The 17595-nt window shown below is 39.6% G+C and carries 9 protein-coding genes; 7 read left to right on the forward strand and 2 right to left on the reverse strand.

Annotation, left to right across the window (positions count from 1 at the left end; all coding sequences use genetic code 11):
- Window positions 1-2 precede the first annotated feature (2 nt).
- The 7 genes from sov (at window position 3) to DUT70_RS15485 (ending at window position 15008) form a co-directional block, all read left to right on the forward strand.
- The gene (gene sov / locus DUT70_RS15450; protein WP_113648266.1) at window positions 3-7172 is read left to right on the forward strand and encodes a T9SS outer membrane translocon Sov/SprA; all 7170 of its coding nucleotides are present in this window, start codon (window positions 3-5) and stop codon (window positions 7170-7172) included.
- Between the two features lie 79 nt (window positions 7173-7251).
- Window positions 7252-7632 (forward strand): glycine cleavage system protein GcvH, encoded by a 381-nt coding sequence (gene gcvH / locus DUT70_RS15455; protein ID WP_113648267.1) that lies wholly within the window; start codon window positions 7252-7254, stop codon window positions 7630-7632.
- A gap of 1 nt (window position 7633) precedes the next feature.
- On the forward strand, window positions 7634-8038 hold the full coding sequence (locus tag DUT70_RS15460; RefSeq protein WP_113648268.1) for a VanZ family protein: 405 nt from the start codon (window positions 7634-7636) through the stop codon (window positions 8036-8038).
- Between the two features lie 272 nt (window positions 8039-8310).
- Complete coding sequence (locus DUT70_RS15465) at window positions 8311-11109, forward strand: outer membrane beta-barrel family protein (protein ID WP_113648269.1); 2799 nt, start codon at window positions 8311-8313, stop codon at window positions 11107-11109.
- Between the two features lie 853 nt (window positions 11110-11962).
- Window positions 11963-12178 carry a FeoA family protein gene (locus DUT70_RS15475; protein ID WP_113648271.1) on the forward strand — a complete coding sequence of 72 codons (216 nt, stop codon included), beginning with the start codon at window positions 11963-11965 and terminating at the stop codon, window positions 12176-12178.
- 1 nt (window position 12179) lies between these two features.
- Window positions 12180-14306, forward strand: a complete 2127-nt coding sequence (gene feoB / locus DUT70_RS15480; protein ID WP_113648272.1) for a ferrous iron transport protein B — start codon at window positions 12180-12182, stop codon at window positions 14304-14306.
- Window positions 14307-14405: 99 nt separating this feature from the next.
- The gene (locus tag DUT70_RS15485) at window positions 14406-15008 is read left to right on the forward strand and encodes a SprT-like domain-containing protein (RefSeq protein ID WP_113648273.1); all 603 of its coding nucleotides are present in this window, start codon (window positions 14406-14408) and stop codon (window positions 15006-15008) included.
- Here DUT70_RS15485 and DUT70_RS15490 read toward each other — a convergent pair.
- Both DUT70_RS15490 and DUT70_RS15495 read right to left on the reverse strand, forming a co-directional pair.
- Window positions 14996-15292 (reverse strand): helix-turn-helix domain-containing protein, encoded by a 297-nt coding sequence (locus DUT70_RS15490; protein ID WP_113648274.1) that lies wholly within the window; start codon window positions 15290-15292, stop codon window positions 14996-14998. The genes DUT70_RS15485 and DUT70_RS15490 overlap by 13 nt on opposite strands.
- Window positions 15293-15540: 248 nt before the next feature.
- The gene (locus DUT70_RS15495) at window positions 15541-17517 is read right to left on the reverse strand and encodes an alpha-ketoacid dehydrogenase subunit alpha/beta (RefSeq protein WP_113648275.1); all 1977 of its coding nucleotides are present in this window, start codon (window positions 17515-17517) and stop codon (window positions 15541-15543) included.
- Window positions 17518-17595: the final 78 nt, after the last annotated feature.

Genomic DNA, 17595 nt, shown 5'->3' on the forward strand with positions numbered 1-17595 from the left:
AATTGAAAAACAAACTAGCCTATTTTGTTTTACTGGTAGGCCTTTGCATTGGCAAAACAGCGTTCTCACAGGTAAATAATGGCGGGTCTAGGGTGGACTCTGCAAAAAACACATTTAACCCAAAAGAAAAGCAATGGATGGGATTGCGCAATTATTCCAATCCATTTAATAAGCTTCCAGAGAACGTTAAGCGGGAAGTAACTTACGACGCTGCCAGCAACAGGTATATCATTTCTGAGCGTATTGGCGATAAGCTATATACCCCTCCTCAATATTTAACGGTTGAGCAATACCTCCGTTTGGTCAATAGTGAGATCAAACGTGAAAATTGGCGCTTATTTTCCAATCAAGAAATAGACGACATTCGCAAAACGGGAATCATCCCCGAAGTAAAAATCAACAGTCGTGTATTCGAGAAAATCTTTGGCGGAACCACCATTGATATCCAGCCTAGTGGCGAAGCAGAGCTTACTTTTCTAGGACGTGTCAATAAAAACGAAAACCCACTTTTTAATGAACGACAAAGAGTACAAAGCAATTTTGATTTCACGCAACGGATCCAAATGGACGTTGTGGGTAACATTGGTACCAAAATGAAAATCAAAATGAACTACAATACCGAAGCACAGTTCGATTTTGAAAACCAAATTAAATTGGACTATACTGGTGGCCCCGATGACATTATTAAAAAGATAGAAGCGGGTAACGTAAGCTTACCTTTAAATACTTCCTTAATTACAGGAACACAGGCCTTGTTTGGTATCAAAACTCAACTACAGTTTGGTAAGTTGGCTTTAACGACTGTTTTCACCCAACAGAAATCGCAATCAAAACAAATAGAAATTAGCAACGGTGCACAGCAGAGCGAATTTAGGGTAAGTGGTAGTGATTACGAAGCTAATAAGCACTACTTTTTGGCCCAATACTTTCGCGATCAATACAATAGGGCCTTAAAAACCGCACCAGTTGTACGAACAGGGATTAACATTACTAAGATCGAAGTTTGGGTAACCAACAAAACGGGAAATACCACCGACTCAAGAGATGTAATTGGTTTCATGGACTTAGGTGAATATGCCCCATACAATCCTTCATTTACCCGGACTCGACCAACCGATAGTCTTCCTTCTGCTTTCTCTAACACCACCTTCCCAACACATTCAAATAATTTATTAGCCACGATACCAACCGACGCCAGGTTGTCGAGCAGCCCAAGTTTAAGCACTTTTTTTGCGGGTACGGGCGCTACAGATAACTATGCAAAAATTACCTATAGTAGAAAACTTACCGATAGAGAATTTACGCTACACCCACAGCTAGGATATATCTCGTTAAATACCCAACTCAATACAGATGAGCTGCTGGCGGTGGCTTATCGCTACACCTACAACGGGGTAGAATATCAAGTGGGTGAGTTTGCAACCGACGTGCCCTTTGATCAAGCGACGCCAAATGTGCTTTTTGCCAAGTTGCTTAAGAATGAAACAACCAAGCCTAACCTACCCATTTGGAATTTGATGATGAAAAACATCTATAACATAGGTGGCTATCAAATCAGCAATCAAAACTTTAAGCTGGATCTTTTCAGATTAGATGAAACTTCTGGCGTGGAACGAGCGGTAATTACCGAAGGGGCAAATACGACCAACAAAATATGGCTACAAGCTGTAGGCTTAGATCGACTAAATCCCCAAAAAGAAGCTAAACCAGATGGTGTTTTCGATTTCGAATCACAAAGCAATCCTTTTGCTTCTTCACAAAATAATTTAGGGACCACTAACAATCCAAATTTTGGAACAGGAAGTTCGGCAACCTCATTGTTGAACACCATTAGTGGCTATGTAACGATTGATCCTCAAAATGGGCGAATCATTTTTCCAGTAATTGAACCTTTTGGTAAAGATTTAGCCAATCAATTTCTTAGCACTGAACAAAACTTAAGAGATAAATATACTTTCCCTCAATTGTATAGCGCCACCAAAGTGGATGCGCAGCAATTGTCTCCAGATAAAGATCGATACCTTATTAAAGGACATTATCAATCTGAGATTTCTTCGGAATTTAGCTTAAACGCCATTAACGTTCCTGAAGGGTCTGTAAAAGTATTTATGGGCAGCATTCCTTTAATTGAGGGCAATGACTACACCGTGGATTACATGAGCGGTAGGGTGAAAATCTTAAATACCGCGCTATTAAGCTCTGGTCAATCCATCCGTATCTCCACAGAAAATAATGAATTGTTTGGATTACAACAACGTTCATTGTTTGGGGTAAGGGGCGATTACCGTGTAAATAACAAGTTGAATATCGGGGGTACTTTTATGAACCTTACCGAGCGACCGATTACGCCAAAGGTTAATTTTGGAGAAGAACCTATCTCTAACTCTATTTGGGGAATGGATGTGAACTATACTTCATCTTCAAGGTTTTTAACCAAGATGATTGATAAGTTGCCATTAATTTCTACCAAAGAAAAATCTAATATTTCGTTTTACGGAGAGTTTGCACAGCTTATTCCAGGGCATCCATCTGCGCTGAACATGGGCGGCAGCAAAGGGGGTACCAGTTTCATCGATGATTTTGAAGCCTCGCGTTCGGTCATCGATTTAAAAAGCGCCATTGCTTGGCAAATTTCAGGAACCCCACAAATGTTCCCAGAAGGAGCGCCTGGCTTGCCTCCAAGCTTAGAGTACGGTTACAATCGTGCCAAGTTAGCGTTCTACAACATCGATCCAGTTTTTTATAACAGAGGTGGTGCAGGTCAAATTCCTGATAACATCAAAAACAATAAAAACGAACTTTCTAATCACTATGTGAGAGAAGTATTGGAAACCGAAGTTTTTCCTTTCAAACAGATCAGTACAGGCCAGCCTATCACGCTACAAACCTTGGATTTGGCATACTACCCAATGCTAAGGGGACCATACAACTTTGCACCTAACGGTTTCAACCCTAATGGTACACTACAAAATCCTAGAAACAGATGGGGCGGGATCATGAGAAGGGTAGATGTGAATGATTTTGAAGCCCAAAACATTGAGTTTATTGAACTTTGGGTGATGGATCCTTTCATGTATAAGCCAGGTTCACAAGGTGGAGATTTGTATTTCAACTTAGGTAACATCTCTGAAGATATTTTAAGAGACGGTCGTAAATCATTAGAAAATGGTTTGCCTGCGGATGACGATCCAAGTAAGTACGACGAAACCATTTGGGGACGTGTAGCCAAACTACAACCTGTAGTGCAGGTGTTTGATAACGATCCAAATGTGAGACGAGCACAGGATGTTGGTTTGGATGGACTATCCAACACCAATGAAAGAGCAAAATTTGCTGCCCAAATCCAACAAATTAAAGCACAGCTAAATCCCGATGCTGCACAAGCTTTTGATAATGACCCTTCTTCTGATGACTACGCTTACTTTAGAGGTGGTTTGTTAGACCAAGCAAATGCAGGCATTTTAAAACGATACATGAATTTCAACGGTTTGGAAGGTAATTCCAAAACTTCTCAACAATCACAACAGGAGTTAGGACTGGAAAATTCGGCTTCTACCTATTTGCCAGATGGGGAGGATGTCAACCGTGATAACAACATGACCCAGTCTGACGAATACTATCAATATAAGATATCTATGCGTCCTGGAGATTTGCAAGTAGGGCAAGGCTTTGTAACCGATAAAGTAACTTCTTCGGTTAAATTGGCTAACGGCCAAACCCAAAATGCCACTTGGTATCAAATCCGTATTCCTTTAGCACAGTACGATTCGAAATCGGCGAACATCCAAGATTTCAAATCTATTCGTTTTGTAAGGATGTTCATGACCAACTTTGCGGATACTGCAGTATTGAGGTTTGCAAAAATTCAATTTGTAAGAGGGGAGTGGAGACAATACAATGCTAAAAACGAAAGCGGTAAAGTCATTGCAGATCCAGGCTTGGGTACAAATCCATCTCCAGATAATTCTATCTTAGAACTGGGAACAGTAAACATCGAAGAGAACGGTCGTAGAACCCCTATTCCTTATGTGGTTCCGCCTGGTATTGAAAGAGAAAGAGACTTTAGTAACTACAGAGGCGATACCCGTCAAAATGAGCAATCCCTTTCGATGATTGTGAAGGATTTACGTGATGGCTACGGTAGGGCAGCGTTTAAAACAGCCATTAACGACTTTAGGTCATACAAAAAACTGGAGATGTACATTCACTTGGAAGGTGATGGTATCAATAGTTTGCAGGATAATGACTTGAGCGCATTCTTGAGAATAGGAACAGATAATAGCGATAACTATTACGAATATAATAAGCCATTAAGAGTAACTCAACCAGGAACAACCGATGCCTATGCCATTTGGCCAGAAGAAAATAAAATGGTGATTGAATTGGAGCTTTTCCAAAAGGCAAAAATTGCCCGTAACAATGCCCGTTTAGGTAATGCACCATGGCCAATCAACATTCCATTTAGGTATACCGATGGAAAGAATACCATTATTGTAAAAGGGCAACCTGATATGAGTAAAGTTCGCGTGTACATGCTGGGCTTAAAAAATCCTTGGCGCAGCGGACCAGATGCTTCTCCTAATGATGATGGTTTATCTAAATACGCACAGGCATGGTTTAATGAATTAAGACTAACCGAGTTTGACGAGCGTGGAGGTTGGGCAGCTACCGCAAGAATGAGTGCCAAGCTTGCCGATTTTGCGGATGTGAACATTTCAGGAACTAAATCAACCGTAGGCTTTGGTTCCATTGATAGTAAAGTGAGCCAACGTAGCAGATCAGACAACATGGCTTTCGATATCTCGTCGAACATGGAGTTGGGTAAATTCCTGCCACAAAAAAGCGGGGTGAAGATCCCAATGTTTGTGAGCTACTCTAAACAAGTTGCAACGCCTCAATTCGATCCGCGTACCCCAGATATCGAGCTTTCAAAAGCTTTGGACAATTCTAATAAGGCCCAAAGAGATTCGATCTTAAATTTTGCGCAAGACTACACCACCAGAAGTAGTTTGGCTTTCACCAACGTGCGTAAAGAACGTGTAAAAGAAGATGCGAAGGTGAGGCTGTGGGATATCGAGAACTTTAACGTTTCCTATGCGCAAACAAAAATGTCGCATCGCGATTTTATCAATGAAACCACTATTCAAAATACTTATAAAGCATCATTAGCTTATAACTATAGCTATAACTCCAAAAGCTATCAGCCATTTGACAAGTTGATTAAATCCAATACCTTAAAGTTGTTGAAGGATTTTAACTTCTCATTGCTGCCAAACTCGATCAATTTTAGGATAGATTTCGATCGCTTCTATTCAGAAAATACGTTGCGGAATAATGATCCTAACAACTCCATTCCAATCAACACCACGTTTAATAAAAATTTCTTGGTAACCAGGGTGTATGGCATTGCATGGGATCTGACGAAATCGTTAAGTCTGGATTTTGATGCGACCAATTATTCGATCATTGATGAACCAGAAGGCCGTATTGAAGGATATAAGAGAGAATTGCTATGGAACAATATTAAAGGATTAGGTCGTACCACCGATTACAACCATAGCCTTAACGTGAGATATAATTGGCCAATTGCGAAAATTCCAGGTTTAGATTGGATCAGTTTAGCCACTACTTATGGTACCACATTTACTTGGCAAACGGAGGCTTTGTCTACCTTGAATGATCCGACCATCAATTTAGGGAATACGATTCAAAACTCACGCACGATACAGGTAAATCCTACCTTGAACATGATTTCTCTATACAATAAATTTGGCTTTATCAGACGTAGTCTAAACAATAGAGATACCACCTTCAAAATGTCGAATGTGGCGGTAGGTTTGTTAACCAGTATCAAAAACATTAACGTAGCTTACACCAAAACCCAAGGGATATTTTTGCCAGGCTATTTGCCAAAAACCAGATTTTTCGGGATTGACGATGTGACTGGAGCACCAGGCTTAGGTTTTGTGTTTGGTAGCCAAAGAGACATTAGGCTAATGGCGGTTAATAGTGGCTGGATCACTACAGATGAAACCCAAATGCAGTTGTATGTAAACACGCTTCGTGAAGATTTCCAATTGACCAGTACCATTGAGCCTATTCGCGATTTGAAGATTACCTTACTAGCCAGTAAAAACAGAACTTTAAACTATTCAACCAACTTTAAGTACGATATCAATAACGGAGCATTTGCGAATCAAAGTCCAAATACTACGGGCGATTATAGCATCTCTACCATCTCGATAGGAACAGCATTTAAAGATAAAAGTGGCGCCACCCTATCAAGTGTGTTTAATGATTTCATGAACAACAGATCAGTGATCTCTCGTCGTTTAGGAGCGCTGAATCCAAATTCTATTGGTGTAACAAATGGTTACGCAAATGGTTACGATAAACGTTCGCAAGACGTAGTGGTGTTAGCTTTCCTTGCTGCTTATACAGGTAAAGACCCTAACTCATCAAGCCTAAACAGTTTGCCAAAAATACCTTTGCCAAACTGGAGATTAACTTACTCAGGACTGACCAAGTATCCTTTCATTGCGGATCGTTTCTCTGAATTAAGCTTGAGACACGGCTATCGTTCTACTTACAGCATCAACGGCTTTAATAGCTTATTGAAGTACGAAGAGTCAAACGGAGCGGTAAGCAGTACAGATGTAAACGGGAACTTCTTGCCTTTCTACCAATTTGCACAAGTAACCATTTCGGAGCAGTTTGCACCATTGATCGGTTTTGATACCCGTTTGAAAAACAACATGACCCTTAATTTTGAGATCAATAAAACCAGGTTATTAGGTTTAAGTTTAGCAAATAGTCAGTTGGCCCACCTTTCTGAAAATAACATTGTTTTCGGGCTAGGTTACCGAACCACTAAATTTAGGTTCCCATTTGGTTTGTTTAAGCAAATGAAAATGGACAACAACATGGACTTTAAGCTAGACGTGTCGGTAAGGGATAATAAAACGGTGATCTACCGTGCAGATATCACCGAGGCAGAGGTGTCATCGGGGGCTAAGAACATCACTTTACGCCCAAGTGTAGATTATGTGTTGAATCAACGTTTCAATGTAAGGGTATTCTATGATTCAAATATCACTAAACCATACACCTCACAATCGTTCAATACCTCATTTAGTAACTTCGGATTTAGCCTCAGGGTAACCTTAAATTAGTAGATTAGCAATAGCATAATTTCATTACCTTTGCGAGGTACAGATATTAATCGAAAACAAACTTAATAAAAACATAAAAATGAACTTTCCATCAGAACTAAAGTACACTAAAGATCACGAATGGGTATCAGTGTCAGGAAACGAAGCTACTATTGGCATCACAGATTTTGCTCAACGTGAGCTAGGTGACATCGTTTACATCGATATCAATACGATCGGCTCTGAAGTAGCTAAAGAAGAAGTATTTGGTACCGTAGAAGCAGTTAAAACCGTTTCTGATCTTTTCATGCCTGTTACCGGAACTGTAAGTGAATTTAACGCAGCATTAAACGACAACCCAGAGTTGGTAAACGCTGATCCTTATGGAGAAGGTTGGATGGTGAAAGTTACTTTGGCTGATGCAAGCGAAGTAGACGGATTGTTAAGTGCTGATGATTACAAAGCATTAATAGGCGCATAATATGGCCAAATTCAAAGCACTAAAGTATCAACGTTGGGCCATACTTTGGACCATCATTACTTTAGTGCTTTGTAACATTGATCTTTCCAGTAATGGAGGACCTGGCTTTTTCTTTACAGGTTTCGATAAATTAGCACACTTGAGCTTTTTCTATGTGCTTACCATCCTACTTTTTTACGGAAAGATAAGATATCAACATAACTACAGTTTTCGCTCGCTAACCATCTTTAAAATTATCTTAATTTCAGCACTCATTGGCGGAGGAATAGAATTGCTTCAATGGAAAGTATTTACCTATCGCTCTGCGGAGTGGTGGGACTTTACCTGCGACATGATCGGCTGCCTAATGGGCGTATTTAGTTACGTGCTTTTACACTTGTCAAACTACAATGAAAAAAAGGTTTAATCTGATTTTGATTTTTTTTCTGTTTTTAGTGCTTCAATCATGTAGCATCTTTAAACCTAGTTGCAAGTGCCCAAAAATCCCTCATTCGCGCCATAGAAGCCTATAAACAAAGCTTGGTCTATTGCAGCTCAGGCCTCAATTTCCGTGTTTGTAACGATAAAGTTAGTTGTATTTAAAATGTTACTGCGCTTTTAACATTTCTTAACAAACCTTTGGGGCTTTGAGAAGTCTGATTAGGTAATTTCAATAAAATAATTTTTTAGAACATACAAATGAATAAACATTTACAAAGAGCTTTATTTTTAACCCTACTTTGGTTGGGTAATATCGCTTTTGCACAGGCACAAGGAACGGTGAGTGGAAAAGTGTTAAATGAAAAAGATAAAAAGCCAATAGATTACGCTTCTATTGCCATCAAAAGATTGACTAGCGACTCCGCTGTAGTTGGTTCTACGACAACAAATACCAATGGTACTTTCTCGGTGAATAATATTGCTGCTGGCAAGTACCGATTATATGTCGTGTTTTTGGGGTTAAAAACTGTTAATAGAGATTTCGAACTTACGGCTGCTAAACCAAGCATCAACTTTGGTGAATTATTGATGGAAGATACTGGCGTAACCTTAAAAGGGATCGAAATCAAAGGAGAAACACCTCCAGTGGTAGTCAAAAAAGATACTTTGGAAATCAGTGCTTCTACCTTAAAAGTGAAAGAAAACTCGGTGGTTGAAGACCTCTTGAAAAAGGTTCCGGGGGTTGACGTAGCTAAAGATGGTACGGTAACTACACAGGGTGAAACCATTAAAAGAGTGCGTGTTGATGGTAAGGATTTTATGGGTAACGACCCTTTATTGGCAACCAGAAACCTACCCGCTGACATGGTAGATAAAATCCAGATCATCGACGATATGTCGGAACAATCTAAATTCTCTGGCGTTGATGACGGTAACCGTGAAAAGATCTTAAACATTGTCACCAAAAACGGAATCAAGAACAAAGGCTACATGGGTAACAGTACTGCTGGTTACGGTAGCGATGACCGTTATGATGTAAATATTAACCTTAACCGTTTTGATAACGCACAACGTATTTCCTTAATAGGTCAGTTCAATAACGTGAACAAACAAAACTTTGGAGGTGGTATTGGTGGCGGAGGCGGTGGTCGTGGAGCAATGTTTGGTGGTGGTGGCGGAGGCCAGCAGCAACAAGGGATTACCACAACTACTGCTGCGGGTATTGACTTTGCTGATACTTACGATGACGGAACTCAATTTACTGGAAGTTACTTCTTTAATAAAACCTCATTATTTAACACTGGGTTCACCAATTCACAGAGTTTTATTGGCAATAATACTGTTACCAATAATAGTAATTTAGAGAGTACCACCCAGCGTTTGAACCATCGTTTAAACTTTATGGTGGATACTAAATTAGATTCTGCAACCTCAATCAGAATTCAACCTAATATTTCTTACACCGATAACTCAGGCAATAGCATGACCAATTATGTAAGAAATAACTTAGCTGGTGATGCCGTAGGTTCTCAAAATTTAATTACAGGTTCTACAACGCCAACCATCAGTAATAGCTTATTACTTCGCAGAAAATTTCTTCGTCGTGGTCGTACCCTATCATTAAATGTAAATACCAATATCAACGATAGCGATGCGGATACTTACAACAAGAACCCAGAAACTTTAACAGCACCAGGGGGAGGCGTAACCGTTAAAAGTTTGAACCAATTAAATGATAATAATGTAAACTCATTTAATAATACAGCAAGATTAGTTTATACAGAGCCATTGTCTAAAACTTTAAGTTTAGAATTTAACTTGCAAAATGGGTACATGCACGATAACAGGAAACGCAATCTTTATGAGTTCAATAATGCTACTCAGCAATATGATGTACTGATCACAAATCCAGATTATAGTAACGAATTTGAAAATACAACTTGGACAAATGCTTTAGGGTTTAGCTTAAACAAAAACGAGAAAAAATATAATTGGAACATCGGTTTAGCTGGACAATTAACTAATCGTACCAATGAAAATTTAACTACTGGGAATTCCTTTAAAAGAGATTTCTTCAATATTACACCAACAGCTCAGTTCAGGTATAACTTTAGCAATTCGAAACGCTTAAATATTAGGTATGATGGTAGGACCAACCAGCCAAGCATCGATCAGATTCAACCAGTAATTGATAATACGAATACTCTAACTAGTCCTAAAGGAAACCCTGATTTGAAACCTTCGTTTTCAAACAACTTGAGGATTTTCTATAATAACTTTGACTTTGCAAGTTACCGTACTTTATTCTTGGGCGCTTTTATTACACAAACTTTTAATGATTTCGGCAACGCCCAGAGGCAAATTACATCAGGTGAAAATATAGGTAAGATTGAAAACCGCTTTGTAAACGTAGATGGCAATTATAGCGTTAATGTTTTTGGGAATCTAGGCCTGCCAATTATTAAAGGAAATAAATTAAATCTTCAAATAGACGGAGGCTTATCTAATAGTAAAGGAACCAATCTAGCAGAGGATGGAAGTAAAAATGTAACCAAAAACATTGGGATAAGAAATGGCTATAAGTTGGTGTCAAACATGGATAAGTTCGACTTAATTGCTGGCGTTTCTGGAAGATGGGATCATGGAACTTACACCAGAGGGGAAACCACTAACTTCTATACTTTATCACCTAATATCGATATCAGCTATGTATTTCCTGGAAACATCCGTTTGCAAACAGATGTGACTTACAATAGACTTACTGGAAGAGGGGCAGCTAATGCAGACTACACACAGGTAAATGGTTACATCAGCCGTCAGTTCTTTAAAAACAAAGGCACATTTAAATTGGCTGTAAACGATTTGTTTAATGAAAATACTGGTGTTTTACGTACGGCAAGCGCCAACTCTATCGTAGATCAGAACTTCAACGTATTGAAACGTTATTTCATGTTCTCGTTCACTTACTCGTTAAGTAGCATTGCAGGTATGCAAATGCCAGGACAACAAGGAAGAGGTCAAGGTAACTTCAGAATGGGTGGCCCAGGAAGAATGTAAAACCTAATGATAAATTGAAAAGGGAGCTTCGCAAGGAGCTCCCTTTTTTGTTGTTGGCCAGGGTGATGGTAAATAGACATTCCGTGAGGCTGATTTTTTCAGTACTTTTCTCTCCAGCTCTTGCACAGGCGTTTGTTGTATTTATCCAAGCCCTAAAAACTCATAACGAGTACTTGGTCAATTGGAAGCTTCCGATTTAAATTTGGAAGCTTCCAATGGAAGGATTGGTGCTTACCAATTATAGAAAAGATGCGCATGAATCTAACAAAAGATGCTTATCAATTCGCAAAAAGATGCGCATGAATTTGGAGAAAGATGCTTATGAGTTTAAAATTGGTAAGTATCAATTTAGAAACTGCTTGTTATTAATTTCAAAACGAAAGCGTTTACTTTTACCGATGTTCTTAGATTTAACCAGTAGCGACGATTAAGCACTTCCGATTCCCTCTCCTTTTTAAGGAGCACCTGTTCCGATACTTCGGAAGGGTTAGGGAGAGGTTTATTTAATAAAAGACCCTCTCTGCCTATCGGCATCTCTCCCTGTGAGGGAGAGAGAAGTGCTTTTGGAAGGTTCGTACAAAACCCAAAGTTTAATTAGTAGCAGCTGCGGTTAATCGCTTCTAGCCCCGTCTCTTTTTTAAGGGGTATTTGTAGTTCCGATAGGTCAGGGAGAGGTTGTCAGATCAATAAGCAAAGCGTAAAGCGGCTTTATACCAATTAAGTAGCCAACTTGACGAGGTTTTACCGTTTTGTTACACTGGCTTATTTGGATTTGATATAAATAACGGCTAACTTGCGACAGTTTTTTTGGGCATTGAATGTGGTTTTTCTTGCTCGTAAATAAAGATTTTGTATGAAACTTTCGCAATTAAATCCAGGGCAAAAAGGGATCATCGTTTCTTTTACCGATGCAGAAATGGCGGTGAAATTAATGGAGATGGGATGTCTTCCAGGCGAGGAGGTTGAAGTGGAGCGATGTGCACCACTAGGCGATCCTATTGCTATCCGTGTAGCTGGATATCAACTTTGTTTACGTAAAACCGAAGCTGCCGTAATTATAATTCAATAGTATTTTGGCTGATTTAAAAGTTGCTTTAGTTGGAAATCCGAATACCGGAAAGTCTACCCTATTTAACCTTCTAACAGGATTAAATCAAAAAATTGGAAATTTCCCAGGGATCACTGTCGATAAAAAAACAGGTTTCTGCAAATTGCCATCTGGTAAAAGTGCCGAAATTGTCGATTTGCCAGGTACTTATTCATTATATCCAAAAAGTAAGGATGAAAGTATTGTTTTTCAGGTGTTGGCCGATAAGAACAATAGCAGCCATCCAGATGTCATTGTACTGGTAGCCGATTCCACCAACTTACGTCGTAATCTACTGTTGTTTTCGCAAGTGGCCGATTTAGGTATCCCGATGTTATTGGCACTTAACATGGCCGATATGGCTAAAAAAGAAGGGATCAGCATTGATATTGATAAATTAGCGCAACGACTTGGGGTACAAGTGGTCAATATTTCTGCAAGAAAAGGAGAAGGCTTACCTGCCTTAAAACAAGCGATTGCCCAAATTACGTCATTAGCAACACAAACGAGCAGCATTGATGCTAAAAGTTTTGCCCCTGAAGCAGTAGCCGCCATCAAGCAAAAAATTGCAACAGATAATGACTATTATGCGTTGCAGGTATTACACCAGCACGAGCACTTAGCATTTTTCACAGATAAAGAACAAGAAGAAATTGAAGCCATTGAAATAGGCAATGGTTTTGACACCGTGAAACTTCAAGGAGAAGAAACGGTGGCCAGATACCGACACTTGAGCAAAGTATTGAGTGATGTAGTGGTGGATACAGGCGCTAAAAAGAAATTTACTTTGACAGATAAAATTGATGCCATATTAACACATAAGGTATTCGGCTTTATTATTTTCTTTTTTATTCTGTTTTTCATCTTTAACGCTATCTTCTCTTGGTCATCAGTACCAATGGATATGATAGAGGGAGGTTTTGCTTGGCTTACCGAAAAGGGACATGAGCATTTGCCTGCTGGGGTATTAACTGATTTGTTGTTGGATGGAGTAGTCGCGGGCTTAGGTGGCATTGTGATCTTTATTCCTCAAATTGCCATTCTTTTTGCTTTAATCTCCATTTTGGAAGATACTGGCTACATGGCCAGAGTAACCTTTATGATGGATAAAATCATGCGCAAGTTTGGTTTGAGTGGTAAATCAGTAGTGCCTATGATTGGCGGGATTGCTTGTGCGGTACCTTCTATCATGAGTGCCCGTAACATCGAAAGCTGGAAAGACAGGATCATTACCATTATGGTGACACCGTTGGTAAGTTGCTCGGCCAGATTACCTGTTTATACCTTGCTGATCTCTCTGGTAGTGCCCGATGAAAAGGTTTGGGGTGTATTTAATCTACAAGGATTAACTTTAATGGCCATGTATTTCATCAGCATTATTGCTGCGGTTTTGGTGGCCCTGGTTTTTAAATTTATCATTAAGGCCAAAGAGCGTTCTTATTTTATCATGGAGTTGCCAGTGTACCGTATGCCACGTTGGAATAACGTATTGTTTACGATGTACGAGAAATCGAAGACATTTGTGTTGGAAGCAGGTAAGGTGATCATTGCCATTTCCATCATTTTATGGGTGATGTCTACTTATGGCCCCTCAAAACGTTTTGAAGCCATTGACGCCAAATACGATCATATCGAAGCGAATTCCAAAGATACTGTACAATTAGCAACGTTGGAAAGAGACAGGGCTGCCGAGAAATTAGAAAATTCCTACGCTGGTTTGTTGGGACAAACCATTGAACCAATGATTAAACCATTGGGTTACGATTGGAAAATAGGTATCGCTTTGATTACCTCATTTGCTGCCCGTGAAGCCTTTGTGGGTACCATGGCAACCATTTACAGTGTTGAAGGTGCTGAAGACGATGGAGGAGAAACGAGATTGCGTGATAAAATTGGTGCCGCTAAAGATCCAGCAACAGGCCTGCCAATATTTACTTTTGCTACTGCCTTTTCGCTCATGCTATTTTATGCCTTTGCCATGCAATGTATGAGCACGGTAGCCATCGTTTATCGAGAAACAAAATCATGGAAATGGCCAATGATACAATTGGTGTACATGACGGCAATGGCTTATGTTGCAGCGTTGATTGCTTATCAGTTTTTAAAGTAAATTGTTATATTGCTGTGTAGAAATGGCTGGCCTAAAAAGTGTCACATGCATACTTCCTTTTGCCTGTTAGCCGTTTAAACAGTTAATCAGTTTCTTTCTATGGATAAAAAAGAAGTCCTAGCACAATACATGCCTCCAGCTGCGGCGCCTATTATTGCTAAATGGATTGACTATTTTCAGTGCGAATTTAAAATTTCAAAGAATCGAAGCACCAAACTAGGTGACTATCGACATCCATTTAAGGGAAACGGGCATAAAATATCAGTTAATAATGATTTAAATCCTTATGCTTTTTTAGTCACTACCGTCCATGAATTTGCGCATTTGTTGACTTGGAACGACCACAAGAATAAAGTAAAACCTCATGGTGCCGAATGGAAAAATAACTTCAAAAGGATGATGAAACCATTTTTCGATTTGGAGATTTTTCCAGCTGATGTTAACCAAGGAATAGTATCCTACTTAAACAATCCTGCAGCTTCCAGCTGTACTGATTTAAGATTGGCCCGTGCCCTTAAAAAATACGATGTACAGGAAGAAACCCTGCATGTGGAGCAATTGCCCATCAACAGTGTATTCACTTTAAAAGATGGGCGTAAATTCCAAAAGGGAGAGCGAATTAGAAAGCGTTACCGTTGTACTTGTTTGGATAATGGGAAAATTTATCTTTTCAATCCCCTGGCAGAAGTTTATGCCGAATAGGCGACCTGTTTCGCAAAGAGGGCCTCTTTGTCTTTTTGTGCTTTAATTAACCTCAGCGTAGTTGGGTTATTCAGATAGTGGTCGTACTCCATACACAAAATGAGATAGTGTAATTCAAACCCGTAAAACACGGCAATAAGTTTGGCGGTATCAAGCCGTAACATCGTCTTGTCCTGCTCCAATTTAGAATAAGCAGATCTTTCCAAATTCAAAAATGTGGCAATATTTTCTTGCGTAACTCCCTTGTATTGTCTCAGCTTCTTTAAGATTTTACCAACATTCATAAAAGCGTCTTTGTAGTAAATCAACTAAATATACGACTTCATCAATACACAAAATGTGAAAAAAAGTCACATTTTCTCGTTAAGCACTGTAAATGAATATATTTACGCCAATAAGACCATCATCTATAAATAACGCTCATTACAGGCCCTCGTCATTTAATTTAACGCTCTCTTTAAATAAATGTTACGAGGGCTTTACTCTTTTAAGACGTAAAGTGATGAAGATCACATTTATAAAAAAAGCCCCTTTAGTAAGACAATAATTTCTCGATCATTTCTGCTAATCTTGCTTTTGCCAAGAAATCCTCTTCTAAAATTTTGTTCATCGGAATGGCAGTGTCTAAGCTTGCACAACGCATTACTGGAGCATCAAGATATTCGAAACAATGTTCGCTAACCCAAGCCGAAATTTCAGCGCCAAAACCGCCAGTTAGTGTATCTTCATGTAAAATCAATACTCTTCCAGTTGCTTTTACGGCAGCTGCTACCGCTGCTTTGTCCCAAGGTTGTAAACTCACCAAATCAACCACTGTTGCAGCTATTTGTGGGTTTGCGCTGAGATAATCCAAAGCCCAATGTACTCCTAAGCCATAAGTAATGATCGCAAGCTGTTGGCCTTCCTTCAACACATTGGCTTTTCCTATCTCTATGGTATAAAAACCTTCCGGAACTGGGCCAATTAAGCTTCGGTATAAATATTTATGCTCAAAATAGATGATAGGATTGGGATCTTCTATAGCCGCCAGTAATACACCTTTTGCATCATACGGAAATGCAGGATAAACAATTTTTAAGCCTGGAGTTTTAGTAAACCAAGCTTCATTGCTTTGAGAGTGAAAAGGTCCAGCACCTGTGCCAGCACCAGTAGGCATACGGATCACCACATCTGCCTTTTCTGCCCAACGGTAATGTGTTTTGGCAAGATTATTTACAATTTGATTAAAACCCACACTCACAAAATCTGCAAATTGCATTTCCACCACCGCTTTGTAACCATTAATAGATAAGCCTAAACCAGCTCCAACAATCGCTGATTCACAAATAGGCGTATTCCGTACCCTGGCTTTTCCAAACTCGGCTACAAAACCATCGGTGATTTTAAAAGCACCACCATACTCAGCAATATCTTGACCCATTAACACCAAATTCGAATGTCGTTGCATGCCCTCCCTTAGGCCGTCGCTAATGGCATCTAGGTATCTTTTTTCCGAGCTTGAGCTTGATGGAGGATACGATGCAGCTTCATAAGGATAATACATATCACTTAACTCATGCTGGGCATTGGCTTCTGGTTCCTGCTCGTTAAAAGCAGCCTCAACTTCACCATCAATCTGTTTTTTAAAAGCACTTCTAATATCAGTGATCGAATTTTCTGTCAAGATATTTTGCTCCAAAAGATATTCTTCAAAATTCCTCAGCGGATCTTTTTTAGACCATTCATCGAACAATTCCTGTGGAACATATTTAGTGCCCGATGCTTCTTCATGGCCACGCATCCTAAACGTTAAGCACTCTACCAACACAGTTCTAGGATTTTTTCGAATATCATCGGCCAGTTCAGTGAGTTTATCATAAACTTCAAGGATATTATTGCCGTCTAATTGCACCCCTTCAATGCCGTAGCCCAAAGCTCTATCCACTAAATCTTTGCAACGATATTGTTCGTTAATAGGAGTAGATAGACCATAACCATTGTTTTCAATCAAAAAGATAACGGGTAAATTCCAAACAGCAGCCACATTAATGGCTTCATGAAAATCACCTTCACTCGTAGCCCCTTCACCAGTAAAAACTAGCGTAGCTTTCGGTTGTTCCGCAATCAGATCAGCCAGCGCAATACCATCTGCCAATGCCATTTGAGGACCCAAATGCGAAATCATGCCCACAATTTTGTATTCCTGTGTGCCAAAATGGAAGGATCTATCCCTGCCTTTGGTAAAACCGCTCAGCTTGCCCTGCCATTGGGCCATCAATCTTTTTAAAGGAATACCTCGCGTAGTAAAAACACCAAGGTTGCGATGCATCGGCAAAATATATTCATCGTTTTGCATGGCTAGTGTACTGCCCACCGCAATGGCTTCTTGCCCAATGCCCGAAAACCATTTGCCTATGCGACCCTGTCTTAGCAAAATCAGCATTTTTTCTTCAATTAAACGCGGAAAAAGTAAATGCTTGTAGATGGATAGTAACTCCGAATCGGTTTTTTGCTTTCTGTGGAACTGCATAAGGCTGATATTGGTTTGCAGTAAATATAGTAATTTAAGTTGTCAGCCGTTTGGCGTAAATCTTAGTTTTTGAGGGGG

This window comes from Pedobacter chitinilyticus (assembly GCF_003313385.1).
Classification (GTDB): domain Bacteria; phylum Bacteroidota; class Bacteroidia; order Sphingobacteriales; family Sphingobacteriaceae; genus Pedobacter; species Pedobacter chitinilyticus.